The sequence below is a fragment of the Robertmurraya sp. FSL W8-0741 genome (assembly GCF_038004005.1).
Taxonomy (GTDB): domain Bacteria; phylum Bacillota; class Bacilli; order Bacillales; family Cytobacillaceae; genus Robertmurraya; species Robertmurraya siralis.
Window position 1 is genome coordinate 3,148,320 of the sequence record NZ_JBBOQG010000001.1, and the last position, 14,968, is coordinate 3,163,287.

Consider the following 14,968-nt stretch of genomic DNA (forward strand, 5'->3'; position numbering starts at 1 on the left):
CAATGATTTAGGCATGCGAGCGATACATTTCAAAATCACCTTTAAAAACAATCTCACTGTTTACATAACTTGTTACTTCAACGAGTGTGCGTCCAGTCTCTTCATCAATATTAAGCACCTTCGCTTTCGCGACCACTCTTTCACTTTCTTTTACTGAGCGGGTAAAACGAATATTCGCTTTAGCTGTTAAAGCGAGTTCATCATTGATCACAGCAACCGCCAGTGAATTAGCTTGAGCAAATAAATGGTGCCCTCTAGCAATTTGATTTCGTTTGAATACATGTTCTTTTTTTATATCTAAGATAGAAATCGCTGACTGATCTAAATCCATATCAATGATTTCCCCAATTACTTCATCAATTGGTAAAGAGCGAACCTCATCCTCAAATGTTCTTTCTGCAACATTTTTGATGCGCTCTCTAAGCTCAGGGATCGATAACTCTAACCGATCTAATCTGATCGTTTGCACACTTACGGAAAATTTATCTGCCAGTTCTTCATCTGTGATAAACGGATTTTCCTTGATTGTCTCTGTTAACAGCGCTTGCCGTTCTCTTTTATTTCTTCTCATTTATGACACCGTCCAAGATATTAAGACTAGGTACTAATAGTAGTATATGATTAAAAAATACAGATTGCAAGAAAGAATTCTTCCAGTAATCTATTCTAGCAATGCTACCAAAGCACTTTAGTCCAGCTTTTCACCTTTTAATACTTCTGATTTATGAAGATAATCTCGTAATGCAGCATAACTAGGAGAATGCCAAAATTCCTCTGATTGAATCATCATCGCCGCATCGTTTCTTGCTGTTTCTAATGTGCGGTAATCGTGGACCATATCTGCTAATTTAAACTCTGGCACACCGCTTTGCTTTTTTCCAAAAAAATCACCGGGACCTCTTAATTCCAGATCCTTTTCACTTAAGACAAAGCCATCGTTCGTCTCAGTCATAATTTGCATACGTTCTTTTCCAATCTCTGTTTTTGGATTGGCAAGCAATATACAATAAGATTGCTCACTCCCCCTGCCGACACGCCCGCGAAGCTGGTGCAGTTGCGCCAAACCGAAACGTTCTGCATCATAAATGACCATGAGCGTTGCATTCGGCACATTAACTCCGACTTCCACAACTGTTGTGGAAACAAGAACCTGAAGTTCATTTTGGCTGAAAGCCTTCATGACTGTATCTTTTTCATCAGCATTTAAGCGACCGTGCATTAATCCAATCTGATAACGGCCATCAAAGTAAGTCATAAGAGCAGCGTGAACATCTATCGCATTTTGAACATCAAGCTTTTCAGACTCTTCGATCAATGGACAAATAACGTAAGCCTGCCTACCCTTTGCTAACTCTTTTTCCATAAACGCCAATACTCGTTCAAGCATTTCATGTTTCGCCCAATAAGTTTCAATTGTTTTTCTTCCAACAGGCATTTCATCAATGACAGAAACATCCATTTCACCAAAGACAGTGATCGCAAGCGTTCTCGGAATTGGAGTAGCTGTCATAAAGAGCACATCGGGATTTTCGCCTTTTTCGCGCAGGATTTTCCTTTGCTCGACGCCAAAGCGATGTTGTTCATCAGTGATAACTAGACCAAGTTTATGAAAATGCACCTCATCTTGAATTAAAGCATGCGTGCCGATCAAAACATCAATTTCACCCAATTGCAGCCGTTCAAGGATTTCTTTTCTTTTCTTTCCTTTCACAGAACTTGTTAAAAGTTCACATTGAATATTAAATGCTTGCAGCAAGCCAATAAGCGATTCTGCATGCTGCTCTGCCAAAATCTCAGTCGGCACCATCAAAGCTCCTTGAAAACCAGCAGAAATACTAGCAAATAACGCAATCGCCGCGACGACTGTTTTTCCTGAACCAACATCACCTTGAAGGAGTCTGCTCATCCGATACGGGGACTTCATATCTGCTAAAATTTCGTTGACAACTCTTTTTTGGGCATTGGTCAACGGGAAAGGCAGCGAATGGAGAAAACCTTTGAGTTTTTTTAAATCATAGCTTTGCATGACACCTTGTGATTGTTCTCTCTCAAACTTTCGTAAAGCCTGCATTTTCAATTGAAAATACAGAAATTCCTCGTAAACAATCCTTCTTCTAGCCTGCTTTATGTCATCATCATCAGAAGGAAAATGAATCATTTTTATTGATTCTTTTCGGCTGGGAAGACGATATTTTGCGAGAAGGTGCTGAGGCAAAGTTTCATTGATTTTGTCACCGTACTGTTGAAAAGCTAATTGCAGAAAACGGCGTATTCCTTTAACAGTTATCGTTCCTTTTACATGATAAACAGGTGAGAGCATCTCTTTTTGATTTGAAGGTCCTAATTGCATTTCAGACGCTGTAATAGTGCGTCGATGCATATCCCATTTTCCTGTCACTTGAATCGTTTCGTTAAGGACTATTTTCTTCTTTAAATATGGCTGATTAAAAAAGATTACTTGGATTAAAAAATGGTCAACGAGCAATTTAACGGTCAGACGCGACTTCTTTCTACCATAATAAACGAGGGATGGTTCACTTTGCACCTTTCCTTCCAACGTTAATCTTTCTTCGTGCTTCACTTCGGTTAAATCCTTGAGACGGTAATCCTCATAACGAAAGGGATAATGCTCAAGCAAATCTTCAATTGAATATATGTTCATCTCAGCTAAGGCAACAGCAGTTTCGTCACCAATCCCTTTTATTGCAGTAATGGATTGTTTTAAACGATGAACCCCACTCATCATTGCACTCCTCCTTTACTTAAAGATAATCACAAAAGCATGACTAAATTAGCCATGCTTTTTGTAAGTATTTAGAAGGTTATTGAAGTAACATTGGCTCATATTTACTCAATGGAGAAAATAAATGCGTACAATGGTTGTTTTCCATCATGCACTTCAATTTCAACATCTTCAAATTGTTGCGAAACGAAATCTGTCACTGCTTCGACATCTTCGTCTGTTGCATCCTCACCTTTTAAAATGGTTAAGATTTCAGAATCTTCATCAAGCATATTTTTTAATAGTTCAATAGCTGCCTTCGCTCTGTCCTTATCCTTCAAGACGATTTTACCGTCGGCGATCCCCATGTAGTCATCTTTGGCAATTTCAATGCCATCGATATTCGTGTCACGAACAGCATAGGTGATTTGTCCAGTTTTCACATGTGCTAACGCCTCCGACATTCCGTCTTTATTAGCTTCAAGATCCGCTGTTGGATTAAAGGCAAGAAGCGCTGCTAAGCCCTGTGGAACTGTCTTTGATGGAACGACAATGACATCTTCCTCAGAAACCTCAGCTGCCTGCTCAGCAGCCATAATAATATTTTTATTATTAGGCAAAATGATAATTTTTTCCGCATGGATCTCTTTGATTGCCTTTATAATGTCCTCTGTACTAGGATTCATTGTTTGTCCGCCTTCAATTACAGCATGGGCACCAATACTTCTAAACAGCTCAGCTATCCCGCTGCCCATTGAAACCGTTACAATCCCGTACTCGAGCTTTTCCTTGTGTTTAGGCGGTGCCTCTGCCCTATGCTGCTCCCCAACGATATTGGTATGCTGTTCACGCATATTTTCAATTTTCATATTGATTAAGCTACCATATTTTTGACCGTAAGATAAAACATTTCCCGGTTGCTCCGAGTGAATATGTACTTTTACAACGTTTTCATCCGCTATTACTAAAAGTGAATCTCCATATTCACTTAAATCCTGACGAAAGTTTTCCTCAGAAAAAGGATTATGCGAAAGCTTTTCAGGTTCAAATTTCACCATGAACTCTGTACAGTATCCAAATTCTATATCCTCTGTATTCATATGACCCTGAACGCTCATATGGTGCTCAGCACTAACAAGCTCATCCATATTTGGTAGGTCAGATGGATTATCTGGCAATTGCTCCCCTTTTAAATTCGCCAAGAAACCTTCATAAACAAAAACAAGACCTTGACCGCCACTATCGACAACCCCAACTTCTTTTAGAACTGGAAGCAAATCTGGTGTTCTTTTTAAAGATGCTTTTGCTTCTTTAACGACCGCTTCCATAATCTTCACAATATCATCGCTTTTTTCTGCCGCTTCAACTGCCCGTTTTGCTGCATCCTTAGCGACGGTAAGAATGGTACCTTCAACAGGCTTCATTACTGCCTTGTAAGCTGTTTGCACCCCTGCTTCAAACGCTTGGGCAAACTCGGAAGCGTTTATTTCACTTTTTTGTTCAACATATTTTGAGAACCCACGAAATAATTGGGATAGAATAACCCCTGAGTTACCTCGAGCTCCCATTAGGAGACCTTTTGATAGAGCAAGACCAACACGCCCGATATGGTCCTGAACATTATTTCTAACTTCTTTCGCGCCAGAAGTCATCGATAAGTTCATATTCGTTCCAGTATCTCCATCTGGAACAGGAAAAACGTTTAATGCATCCACATATTTAGCATTTGTGGACAAGTGGTTCGCCCCTACGGCAACCATTTCTGCAAAACGTTTTCCGTCTAAAGTTTTCATAGACACTAAACTTCCTCCTCACTACGGGTTCGTGACACGAACGCCCTGAACAAATATATTTACCGATTCCACACTAAGTCCGACTGTCTTGTCCAATATATATCTTACTTTAGACTGAACATTGTGGGCTACCTCGGAAATTTTCGTTCCATAACTGACGATAATATACATGTCAATATGCACGTCATCATTTTCTTGGCGCACGATGACACCACGTGTGAAATTATCCCTACGCAGTATATCCGTTAATCCATCTTTAATTTGATGTTTTGACGCCATTCCTACTATACCATAACAGTCAACTGCCGCTCCACCTGCAATTGTAGCAATCACATCGTTCGAGATATCAATTTGTCCGTAGCTCGTTTTCAATTCAATGGACACAGGTCTTCCCCCTTTGGAAATTAATCCGTATTGAATGCTTTTATGAATTCGAATCCGGTAAACTCATTCAACTGTTGATTTCAACATATTTCACTACTTCGTAAAACATGCACTTGCTTTTATGCAATTTAATTCAACTACAGTCATTTTACTATAATGATTTCAAATTTGAAAGTCTACAGAAAACTCTTCATAAAAAGGTCGAATGAATCAGCATCAACTTTCGGCCGCATATTTTATTATCAATTAGCTGTCAAGGTAATATTCTTGAAACTCTTTTATATCCCTATTGCATTCCGTATGTTTGTATGATAAATTATTAAAGTATCTTTTAATGGTCGAAAAATGTTTTGTAATTTTTCGCATTAAATTAAAAACGGCAAGATTCATTGCGCAGGATGTATAGGTTGAAATGATACGCCTTTCATAGTAAGGGGGGAAATAAATATGCCACGTAAATGTGTAATCACTGGTAAAAAAACAACTTCAGGTAATGCACGTTCTCACGCTATGAACGCTAACAAGCGTACATGGGGAGCAAACCTTCAAAAAGTTCGTATTCTTGTGAACGGTAAGCCTAAGCGTGTTTGGGTTTCTGCAAGAGCACTTAAATCAGGTAAAGTTGAACGTGTATAAGAAGAATGAGAGCATCCTTGCAGATGCTCTTCAGTTTGTCGACAAAAGGGGTTCGGAATGTGTGACCATTCCGAACCCCTTTTGTCGACAAACTGAGACTATAGACAAACTTGCTTTCTCAAGTTTGTCTATAGTCTGACATCTCATGTTTATGAGGTGCGCATCATTTGCTTTTAAAGATGATCTACATTAGCCCTTTTTGAATGTTCCCAGCATGGCCCGGACAATACCACCAAGAAATTTCGGAAGTTTAATTGTATAAAATTTCATCATGTCCCTCCTTACCATCTCACGCATACAGCATTATTCCTAAGTAATGCATTACTATTATATTCTTACAAAAAAAATTAGTTAATCATTGCTTCTTATCACCAATAATATGCCCTTCGTAAAAGAAAAAGTACCATTATCATCAATAAGTTCATTACTTATACATAATGTAGAAGTTAACGGAATATGCCGATCATTTAGCGGATATTTAAATCCAGTGAGCGTGAGGCCAGACACTGCGCTTGAAAACGGAATAAAAGATATGTATTTTTTCTGCTCATCTTTTACTATGCGATAACTTCCAGGTCCTTTAGCAAATATAATATTTTTTTTATCAATTATTTCTATAGCCGCATTCACATGATTTAGTAAAGGCCTTAACATTAATTGCACATTGCCTAAAAAATGATCAAGCCTTCCTCCCGTGCCGGCAAAAATACGAATTTTTTCTGCGCACTGCTCCAGTGCCCAATTAATAGCGAGTTCCATATCAGGCTCGTCCTTTTCCGCTCTAAACGTTTGGATATTTTTCACTTTTGAGCGGATCATGGTCCATTCTTCATCCGTTACTGAATCAAAATCGCCAAAAGCATAGGCCGGCTCAATTCCATGGCTTATGAGGCGCAATACACCTTTATCTACCCCAACCCAGATGGAATGATCGTTAAACTCTGCAAGATCAGGCAGATGCTCTTCTGGTCCACCTGCAACAATATTAATGTACATTTCTCCACCCCCTGCTTAATTATAAAAAACTACGAAAAAAGTCAGCTATACTGCAGCTGACTTTATCCTCGTAACCCTTCAATTGCTTGCTTTCGGTCCGATTTATTATAGATCGCAGATCCTGCAACGAGTACATTCGCCCCCGCATCAATGCATAATTTTGCAGTCTCCTCATTTACCCCACCATCAACTTCTATTTCAGTTTCCAAACCTCTCGATCTCACCAAGTCCCTTACTTCTTTGATTTTTGGCAAAACGGAATGGATGAACTTTTGACCGCCAAAGCCAGGGTTAACTGTCATTAACAGAACGATGTCCACATCGTCAATAATCGGTTTAATCGTTTCAATCGATGTGGCTGGATTTAAAACTACTCCGGCTTTGACACCGCAAGACTTGATGCTTTGGATGGTACGGTGAAGATGCCTTGATGCTTCTACATGAACCGTCAGAATATCTGCTCCAGCTCTTGCAAACGCCTCTACATATTGGTCGGGGTTTTCAATCATTAAATGAACATCTAACGGAAGGCTAGTGACAGGTCTTATCGCTTCAACAATCAGAGGTCCAATTGTGATGTTAGGTACAAAATGACCATCCATAACATCAACATGGATATAGTCTGCCCCGCCATTTTCTACATCTTTAATCTCTTCTCCTAGTTTGGAAAAATCTGCGGATAAAATCGAAGGTGCAATTTTCACCATTGCTAATACCTCGGCTTTCTCTCTTTTATTTCTTGCAAAAACTGCTTGTAATGCTCATAGCGGTATTCGGGAATATCGCCGGATTCGACCGCTGTTTTAACGGCACATTTCGGCTCTTGCATATGCAAACAGCCTCTGAATTTACAAGATTCACTTGCTGTCTCTATCTCTGGAAAACAATAATTTAAATCTTCCATTTCAAGCTCCATAAATTCCAATGAACTAAATCCAGGAGTATCTGCTACTAAGCCGGCACCAATTTCAATTAACTCTACATGCCTCGTTGTATGCTTACCACGTCCCAAATGGGTTGAAATATCATTTGTCTCCAATTTAAGATCCGGCTTCAAAACATTTAATAATGAAGACTTTCCCACTCCAGATTGCCCGGCAAAAACCGAAATTTCACCCTCTAATAAGGGCAGTAATTTTTCTACTCCGTCTTCCGTAGCAGAAGAGGTAAAAAGGACATGATAACCAGCTTTTTCATAGTCCCTGCCGTAGTTCAAAATTCGTTCTCTTTCCTCTTCATTGACCAAATCCATTTTCGAAACACAAATAATCGGACGGATTCGATTATATTCAATGAGGACAAGGAAACGATCGAGCAAAGCTGTGCTAAAGTCAGGCTCAACTGCAGAAAAAATCAAAATAGCTTGATCAACATTGGCGATCGGAGGTCGAACGAGTTCGTTTTTTCGTTCTTTAATTTCTAGAATATACCCTTCCTGATCATTATCTGCTTGGAAAAGAACTTCATCACCAACAAGAGGGCTCACCTTTTTTTTGCGAAATACCCCACGCCCCCTGCATTGAATGACTTTTTTTTCATCTGTTAAAACATAATAAAACCCTGCTAACGCTTTAATAATTTTGCCCTCAGGCATAAATACACTCCTTTATTAAAGTATTCTTAAGTCAGGAAGGAATGTTCTTCCTTCACATTTAAGAAATACCAGTCGAGTTAACAAGGGGAATTTCCCCTTGTCTACTCCTGTGGATACGGTACGGATTTGTCAATGATGACTCGGCCATCAACAATTACCTTGTAGCCTGCTTTCCGATCATGGGCAACTTTTAAAGTAATTTTTATCGTTCGAGGTTCCATCATTTCAAACGAATCATATGGTACTGTACTGCTATTGATCATATCCTCCACAAATATTTGTACTGTCTGTGGTTTACCATCTTCAGCTGGCTCATATGGAATTGTTACCTCTTCAACAACATCCTTTGGTGGAATTTCTCTTTTCCCTTTCGAAATAGTTACTGAAACTTTGTCGCCTTTTTTCAGTTCCGTACCCGCTCTCGGATTTTGCGAGATGACAAGTCCTTCAGCGACCGAATCATGAAACTCTTCCCGTGCAATGTCAACAACCAAACCAACTGAAGCTGCATACTCTTCCAAGCCTTTGGCATTATAGCCCGATAGATCTTTTAAGCTAACAATTTCCGGCCCTTTACTCACAGTAAATTCAAGGATCGTCTCCTCTGGTACAACTTCGTCCCCTGGCGTATACGATTGCTCAATAATAATACCCGCAGGTACTTCATCATCATGTACTTCAGTCGGAATAATGTCCTTGAAGTTTTGATCCTCCAACAGTTGCAAAACATCTTCAATAGCTCGGCCACGATAATCTAATAATTCGACTTTTTCCTTTCCAGTGCTCACATAAATATCAATCGCGGTTCCTTCTTTCTGTAATTGACCAGCCTTTGGATCTGTCTTAATTACATGCCCTTCTTCAATTTCTTCATCAGGCAATTCAATCGTTTCACCGACCACGAAGCCAACCTTTTCAAGCTCCGCCATCGCCTCTTCTAATTCCATCGTCGCTACATCAGGAACCTCAATTTCGTCAGGTGCCAGCAGATCAGGAAGAATTGTTACCGCTGAAATAAACAGTATAATAAGGACAACAAACACAGAAACTAAAATGACGGGCCATTTCTTACGCTTCTTTTTCTGCTTGTCTTTCTTCTTCGTCTTTTTTTCAGCTGGTTCATCTTGCTCTTTTGCAGGATCAGCCTTGGCGGTTTCTTTGCCATGGACAATAGTCTCATCCAAATTGCCGTACGGTCGATCATTTGTAATAATGGGAATTGCTTTCGTCGCATCATTATCCTCAGGGATCGTAAAGCGTTCCTCATCCATCCGTGCAGGGTCGAGCGCTGTTCTTAAGTCTTGCTCCATATCTTCCGCACTATCATAACGATGAAAAGGGTCTTTCGCAGTTGCTTTTAAGACGATATTTTCAACACTTTGCGGGATCGATGGATACCAGCGTCGGATCGATGGAGTTTCTGATTGAAGATGCTTTAAAGCAATAGAGACGGCTGACTCTCCTGAAAATGGCAACCTCCCCGTTAACAGTTCAAATAACACGATTCCAAGGGAGTAAACATCGGATTTTTTATTCGCCATCCCTCCCCGCGCTTGTTCCGGCGATAAATAATGAACCGAGCCTAAAACGGAATTAGTCTGTGTAATACTTGTTGCACTTAAGGCCATCGCAATCCCGAAATCAGTGATCTTCACATTTCCTTCCCGATCAATCAAAATATTGTGAGGCTTTATATCACGGTGGATAATGTGATTTTGATGAGCGTGAGAAATGGCAGAAGTGAGTTGCTGCATAATATCCAGTGCCGTTTCCACTCTTACCGGAGAATGCTGTTGAATATATTGCTTTAACGTCTGTCCATCCACGTATTCCATCACGATATAGTAAATTGAATCTTCTTCGCCCACATCGTAAATATTAACAATATTAGGATGTGCTAAGCTTGTCGCTGATTGGGCCTCACGATGAAAACGGCGAATAAACTCCTCATCATTTGAAAAATCAAGACGGAGTACTTTCACAGCAACATCCCGATCGAGAATCATGTCATGTGCTAAGTAGACATTCGCCATTCCACCTCCGCCTATCATATCGAGGATCTTATAGCGGCCACTTATTCTTTTACCGATTAACATTTACATCACCCTCTTTCATGACCTTGATCAAATTCTAAAATGACTAGGGTGATATTGTCTTCGCCACCGTTTTCATTAGCAAGGTTGACTAGCGTAGTTGCTTTTTCTTCTATCGCTTCCTCGCCCTTCAATATCCGCTTCATCTCATCATTGCTCACTTTATTGGAAAGACCGTCAGAACATAATAGGAGATAATCCTCTTCTTCAAACATAATTGTTTTAAGATCAATTTTTACATCTAATTCTGTTCCAAGAGCGCGTAAGATCACGTTCTTTCTAGGATGATGCTCTGCATCCTCTTCCGAAATTTGTCCTGTTCGAACCAGCTCATTTACCAATGTATGATCTTCTGTTAATTGCTGAAAACCACTCGAATTTAATATGTAACTGCGACTATCACCAACATGGGCAATCGTCGTAAAAAGCTCCGTTACAATGACAGCCTCAATTGTAGTTCCCATTCCGTCGCATTCTTTATTCGCCTGTGCATGTTCGAAAATTTTGTTATTAACTTTTACAATATTAGTCCTTAACCAGCTTTCAGCCTGATCGGCTGTTGCAATTTCTTCTGCCTGCTCCCATAAAGCCTGCAGGGATGTAACGGCAAGTTCACTTGCAACATCCCCTGCGCGATGACCACCCATCCCATCAGCAACAATAGCGAGGTGCTGACCATTCTTATTTTCAAACACCCCGCCATTATCCTCATTATTCTGGCGCACTCTCCCTTTGTCAGTCATAAAAATGGACTTCACTTTACCAGTCACCTCGTCTCCTCTTTTCGCTCCTTTGCACGTAGTTGTCCACATGCAGCATCAATATCATGTCCTTGTTCTCTTCTTATTGTTACGTTGACACCATGCTGCTTTAATGTTTTTTCAAATAAGAAAATTTGTTCCTTTGGAGTTCTTACATAGTCTCTTTCAGGCACATAATTAACTGGAATTAAATTGACATGACATTTGATTCCTTTGATTAGTTTTGCAAGCTCTTCCGCATGCTCCACTTGGTCATTGACGCCACCGAATAATCCATATTCGAAGCTGACCCTTCGACCTGTTTTGTTAATATAATACTTAACAGCTTCCATTAAATCTGGCAGCTTATAAGCACGGTTAATCGGCATTAACCTACTTCTGATCTCCGTATTTGGCGCATGAAGAGAAATGGCAAAATTGATTTGTAAGTTTTCGTCTGCAAATTTATAGATCTTAGGAATAATTCCACTTGTTGAAACCGTTATATGGCGAGCACCAATGTTCAAGCCTTTGTCATGATTGATAATCTTTAAAAAGGACATCATCGAATCAAAGTTATCAAACGGTTCACCAATTCCCATAATGACAACAGAGCTGACGCGCTCATCCGTTTCGTCTAGAGCCTGTTGCACCTTTACCACTTGGGAAACAATTTCACCCGCTTCGAGATTTCTTTTTAACCCACCTAAAGTTGAAGCGCAAAATGTACAACCAATTCTACATCCGACTTGTGTCGTAACACAAACTGAATTACCATATTCATGGCGCATGAGGACCGTCTCAATTGAATATCCATCATGAAGCTCAAACAAAAATTTAATCGTTCCATCTGAAGATGTTTGCTGAATCAATGTATTTAATGTTGTGATCGTGAAATGCTCAGCAAGCTTTTCCCGTAAACCTTTTGAAAGATTCGTCATGTCCTCAAAGGTCGTGATTCTTTTTGTATAAAGCCAGTCAAAAATTTGTTCTCCTCTAAATCCCTTTTCGTTCCGTTCCACTAACCATTCTTTCAATTCATGTAACTGTAAGGAATAAATGGATGGTTTCTGCTCGGTTGTTTGTTTCTTCACTCTTGTTGTTTGTTCCACTTCCTACACCTTCTTTCTTTGCCTATACATCAACATTGTATCTGTTTATCGCGATTCATAAACGGTCATCTTTCATTAAGTCTTCTTAAGTGCTGCAATATAAAATCCGTCCGACCCAAAATCCTGCGGCAAAATTTGCAATGAAAACTCATCACAAAGCGCTGTAATCGCATCTGGAAGTCGCTCTGCCAATGTATGATCACCAATAAAATTTTTATTCTCATTTAAAAACGTCTTTATGACAGAGGCATTTTCTGCTTCATCAACTGTACATGTACTATAAACAAGAATACCACCTTTTTTCAACAATGGGGCAACAGAATTCAGAAGCTCGAGTTGAATTCTTTGAAGGTGCTGAACGTCTTGCTCATTTTTTCTGTACTTCATATCCGGTTTTCTCCTCATTACGCCAAAGCCTGAACATGGGGCATCAAGGAGAATGCGGTCGAAGCATTCTTCAGGGAAGTGTTCTCCCGCTTTACGACTATCCAGAGCCTTTGTTTCAATATTTTCTAATCCAAGCCGTTTGGCGTTTTGCGCGATTAGTTTTACTTTATGTTCATGAAGATCTAATGAAATGACTTGACCTGTTTGTTCAAGCTTCTCCGCGATATGTGTTGTCTTTCCTCCAGGTGCTGCACAAGCATCTAATACCATCTCATCTTGTTTTACTCCTAATGCATAGGCAACAATCATCGAACTCTCGTCCTGAATTGTTAACAATCCTTTCTTAAACGCCGTTGAATTAGCTAAATTCCCTTTAAAACACCTAATTGCTTCTGGAATAACAGAGCTTCTTTCAACTTGATAACCTTCTTCCTCAAGCATTTTGAAACATGCTTTCCAATCTGTTTTTGTCGTATTAATGCGAGCTGTTTGCAATGGAGCCGTTAAATTAAGTTCACACATTTCCTTTGCCCGATCATAGCCTAATTGATCGATCCATCTTTCAACAAGCCATAGTGGATGACTTGTACGAATTGAAAGGCGATGGGCAGGATCGCTTATCGCTTCCAAACTAGGAACACCCTGTCGTTGGATGGACCTTAAAACCCCATTGACCATACTAGCAATCCCTTTATGCCCACGCTTTTTAGCAATTTCAACAGCTTCAAAAATAGCGGCCCGATCAGGTATTTTATCTAAGTAAACCATTTGATAAATCGTCAATCTCAGCAATTGCTTTACCCATGGTTCGAGTTTATGTGCTTTTTTTAAAAATGGCTCCATGTAATAATCCAGCGTCATTCTGCGCTGTAATGTACCATAGACCAACTCTGTTAATAAACCGATATCTTTTCGGTCAATTTGATTTTTATTTATCTCGCTATTTAAAAGAAGATTGCTGTACGCTTGATTTTTTTCAATCTGATCTAATATTCTGAGTGCACCTTCTCTAACATTGTTTTGCTGGCCCATTTTATTCTCCTAATCTGTCTCCAACTACTAGCTTTGCGCCTCTTAAAAAATCGCTCGCTTTCATACGTTTTTTTCCTGAAGGCTGGAGTTCGATAATTTTCACAGCTGTTTTATTCCCTGTTGCAACAACAATGCCATCCTCTTCAATGGCAATAATTTCTCCTGGCTGTTGAGCTGTGGTGATTGCGTATTTTTCGACCCACCAAATTTTCATAACCGTGCCTTCGTGCGTTGTATAGGCAACTGGCCAAGGATTAAATCCTCTCACATGGTTATAAATAGCTTCTCCCGTTTTTGTCCAATCGATCTTCTCTTGCTCACGTTTAATCGTATAAGCAAATGTAGCCAATTCTTCGTTTTGCGGCACGGCTTGCAATTCCCCTTTTAAAAGCTTAGGCAATGTCTCTGAAAGCAGCTTCGCTCCTGCAGCACTTAATTTATCGTGCAACGATCCGACGGTATCTGTTTCGGTGATCGGAACTTCCACTTGCGTAAGCATATCACCTGCATCAAGTTTTTCCACCATATACATAATCGTAATGCCCGTTTTCTCTTTTCCTTCGACGATTGCGTAATGCATCGGGGCTCCCCCCCGTAATTCAGGTAAAAGAGAGGCATGAACATTAATGCAGCCAAACTTCGGTGCCTCCAGTAATGACTTCGGTAAAATCTGACCAAAGGCCGCTGTTACAATTAAGTCGGGCTGAAGAGCCAAAATCGGTTCCAGCGCTTCTGGTTGACGGATTTTTTCTGGCTGATGGACGGGAATTCCATGTTTCTCCGCTTCCATTTTTACTGGTGGTGGCGTCAATAGTTTTTTACGTCCCACAGGACGGTCTGGCTGCGTGACTACTCCGACTACTTCATAACCATCTTCGATAATTTGTTGTAATACAGGTACAGAAAAATCAGGCGTTCCCATAAATACGATTTTAGTCATTTTGCTCCACTTCCTCTAACTCTTCTTCATCTAAATATTTGCTGACCTTTGATGTGAATAAAACCCCATGAAGATGGTCAATTTCATGTTGAATGGCACGAGCTAAGTAATCTTCCGCTTCCATGACAAATGGCTTGCCTTTGCGATCATATGCCTTTATTTTCACATAATATGGTCGTAACACTTCTCCATATAGTCCCGGAAAGCTCAAACAGCCCTCTATTCCATTTTGTTCGCCTGACGTTTCTAATATTTCCGGATTAATCAGCTCAATTGTGCCTGACTCATCATCTATATCAACGATTGCGATCTGCTTGTTCACACCTATTTGCGGTGCGGCAAGACCAACACCATCAAATTCAATCATCGTTTCATACATATCAGTTAAGAGCTTTGCTAGTTTTTTATCAAATATCTTTACTGGCTCACACACCTGCTCTAATATTTCAGCAGGATATGTCACAATTGCTTTTACAGTCAAATCATTTCCTCCATTAATAAAACTTGTGATTAAAAAAGTGCTTTAACAAAATTATTTT

15 protein-coding genes are annotated in these 14,968 nt (G+C 39.9%); 1 reads left to right on the plus strand and 14 read right to left on the minus strand.

Annotated elements, in window-relative coordinates; translation table 11 throughout:
- Window positions 1-7: 7 nt before the first annotated feature.
- From fapR to NST02_RS15280, 4 genes are all read right to left on the minus strand, one after another.
- Window positions 8-571 (minus strand): transcription factor FapR, encoded by a 564-nt coding sequence (gene fapR, locus NST02_RS15265; protein WP_095307990.1) that lies wholly within the window; start codon window positions 569-571, stop codon window positions 8-10.
- Between the two features lie 117 nt (window positions 572-688).
- A complete protein-coding gene (recG, locus tag NST02_RS15270) occupies window positions 689-2,743 on the minus strand; it encodes an ATP-dependent DNA helicase RecG (RefSeq protein ID WP_137742884.1) in 2,055 nt (684 codons plus the stop codon).
- 104 nt (window positions 2,744-2,847) lie between these two features.
- Complete coding sequence (locus NST02_RS15275) at window positions 2,848-4,521, minus strand: DAK2 domain-containing protein (protein WP_340949240.1); 1,674 nt, start codon at window positions 4,519-4,521, stop codon at window positions 2,848-2,850.
- A 15-nt stretch (window positions 4,522-4,536) separates the two neighbouring features.
- On the minus strand, window positions 4,537-4,899 hold the full coding sequence (locus tag NST02_RS15280) for an Asp23/Gls24 family envelope stress response protein (protein WP_095307984.1): 363 nt from the start codon (window positions 4,897-4,899) through the stop codon (window positions 4,537-4,539).
- Window positions 4,900-5,346: 447 nt separating this feature from the next.
- Between NST02_RS15280 and rpmB the strand changes: the two genes are divergently transcribed.
- On the plus strand, window positions 5,347-5,535 hold the full coding sequence (gene rpmB / locus NST02_RS15285; RefSeq protein ID WP_095307982.1) for a 50S ribosomal protein L28: 189 nt from the start codon (window positions 5,347-5,349) through the stop codon (window positions 5,533-5,535).
- A 189-nt stretch (window positions 5,536-5,724) separates the two neighbouring features.
- Here rpmB and spoVM read toward each other — a convergent pair whose 3' ends face one another.
- The 10 genes from spoVM to def form a co-directional block, all read right to left on the minus strand.
- Window positions 5,725-5,805 carry a stage V sporulation protein SpoVM gene (gene spoVM, locus NST02_RS15290; protein ID WP_017551496.1) on the minus strand — a complete coding sequence of 27 codons (81 nt, stop codon included), beginning with the start codon at window positions 5,803-5,805 and terminating at the stop codon, window positions 5,725-5,727.
- Window positions 5,806-5,886: 81 nt separating this feature from the next.
- Complete coding sequence (locus tag NST02_RS15295; RefSeq protein WP_340949241.1) at window positions 5,887-6,531, minus strand: thiamine diphosphokinase; 645 nt, start codon at window positions 6,529-6,531, stop codon at window positions 5,887-5,889.
- 62 nt (window positions 6,532-6,593) lie between these two features.
- Complete coding sequence (gene rpe, locus NST02_RS15300) at window positions 6,594-7,238, minus strand: ribulose-phosphate 3-epimerase (protein WP_340949242.1); 645 nt, start codon at window positions 7,236-7,238, stop codon at window positions 6,594-6,596.
- A 2-nt stretch (window positions 7,239-7,240) separates the two neighbouring features.
- The gene (gene rsgA, locus NST02_RS15305) at window positions 7,241-8,125 is read right to left on the minus strand and encodes a ribosome small subunit-dependent GTPase A (RefSeq protein WP_095307976.1); all 885 of its coding nucleotides are present in this window, start codon (window positions 8,123-8,125) and stop codon (window positions 7,241-7,243) included.
- A 101-nt stretch (window positions 8,126-8,226) separates the two neighbouring features.
- Window positions 8,227-10,221: a Stk1 family PASTA domain-containing Ser/Thr kinase gene (pknB, locus tag NST02_RS15310; protein ID WP_095307974.1), complete on the minus strand. Its 1,995-nt coding sequence runs from the start codon at window positions 10,219-10,221 to the stop codon at window positions 8,227-8,229.
- Window positions 10,222-10,226: 5 nt separating this feature from the next.
- A complete protein-coding gene (locus NST02_RS15315; RefSeq protein ID WP_095308711.1) occupies window positions 10,227-10,976 on the minus strand; it encodes a Stp1/IreP family PP2C-type Ser/Thr phosphatase in 750 nt (249 codons plus the stop codon).
- Between the two features lie 8 nt (window positions 10,977-10,984).
- Window positions 10,985-12,070, minus strand: a complete 1,086-nt coding sequence (gene rlmN / locus NST02_RS15320) for a 23S rRNA (adenine(2503)-C(2))-methyltransferase RlmN (RefSeq protein WP_095307972.1) — start codon at window positions 12,068-12,070, stop codon at window positions 10,985-10,987.
- A gap of 75 nt (window positions 12,071-12,145) precedes the next feature.
- Window positions 12,146-13,489 carry a 16S rRNA (cytosine(967)-C(5))-methyltransferase RsmB gene (rsmB, locus tag NST02_RS15325; protein WP_095307970.1) on the minus strand — a complete coding sequence of 448 codons (1,344 nt, stop codon included), beginning with the start codon at window positions 13,487-13,489 and terminating at the stop codon, window positions 12,146-12,148.
- A gap of 1 nt (window position 13,490) precedes the next feature.
- Window positions 13,491-14,429, minus strand: coding sequence for a methionyl-tRNA formyltransferase (gene fmt, locus NST02_RS15330; protein ID WP_137742816.1), 939 nt, complete (start codon window positions 14,427-14,429; stop codon window positions 13,491-13,493).
- Window positions 14,422-14,910, minus strand: coding sequence for a peptide deformylase (def, locus tag NST02_RS15335; RefSeq protein WP_095307967.1), 489 nt, complete (start codon window positions 14,908-14,910; stop codon window positions 14,422-14,424). Before def ends, fmt begins: the two co-directional genes overlap by 8 nt.
- Window positions 14,911-14,968 lie beyond the last annotated feature (58 nt).

Excerpts from the sequence above, each read along its gene's own strand:
- fapR (WP_095307990.1), bottom strand. The coding sequence starts at position 571 with ATGAGAAGAAATAAAAGAGAACGGCAAGCGCTGTTAACAGAGACAATC.
- recG (WP_137742884.1), bottom strand. The coding sequence starts at position 2,743 with ATGAGTGGGGTTCATCGTTTAAAACAATCCATTACTGCAATAAAAGGG.
- rpmB (WP_095307982.1), top strand. The coding sequence starts at position 5,347 with ATGCCACGTAAATGTGTAATCACTGGTAAAAAAACAACTTCAGGTAAT.
- spoVM (WP_017551496.1), bottom strand. The coding sequence starts at position 5,805 with ATGAAATTTTATACAATTAAACTTCCGAAATTTCTTGGTGGTATTGTC.
- NST02_RS15295 (WP_340949241.1), bottom strand. The coding sequence starts at position 6,531 with ATGTACATTAATATTGTTGCAGGTGGACCAGAAGAGCATCTGCCTGAT.
- rpe (WP_340949242.1), bottom strand. The coding sequence starts at position 7,238 with ATGGTGAAAATTGCACCTTCGATTTTATCCGCAGATTTTTCCAAACTA.
- rsgA (WP_095307976.1), bottom strand. The coding sequence starts at position 8,125 with ATGCCTGAGGGCAAAATTATTAAAGCGTTAGCAGGGTTTTATTATGTT.
- pknB (WP_095307974.1), bottom strand. The coding sequence starts at position 10,221 with ATGTTAATCGGTAAAAGAATAAGTGGCCGCTATAAGATCCTCGATATG.
- rsmB (WP_095307970.1), bottom strand. The coding sequence starts at position 13,489 with ATGGGCCAGCAAAACAATGTTAGAGAAGGTGCACTCAGAATATTAGAT.
- fmt (WP_137742816.1), bottom strand. The coding sequence starts at position 14,429 with ATGACTAAAATCGTATTTATGGGAACGCCTGATTTTTCTGTACCTGTA.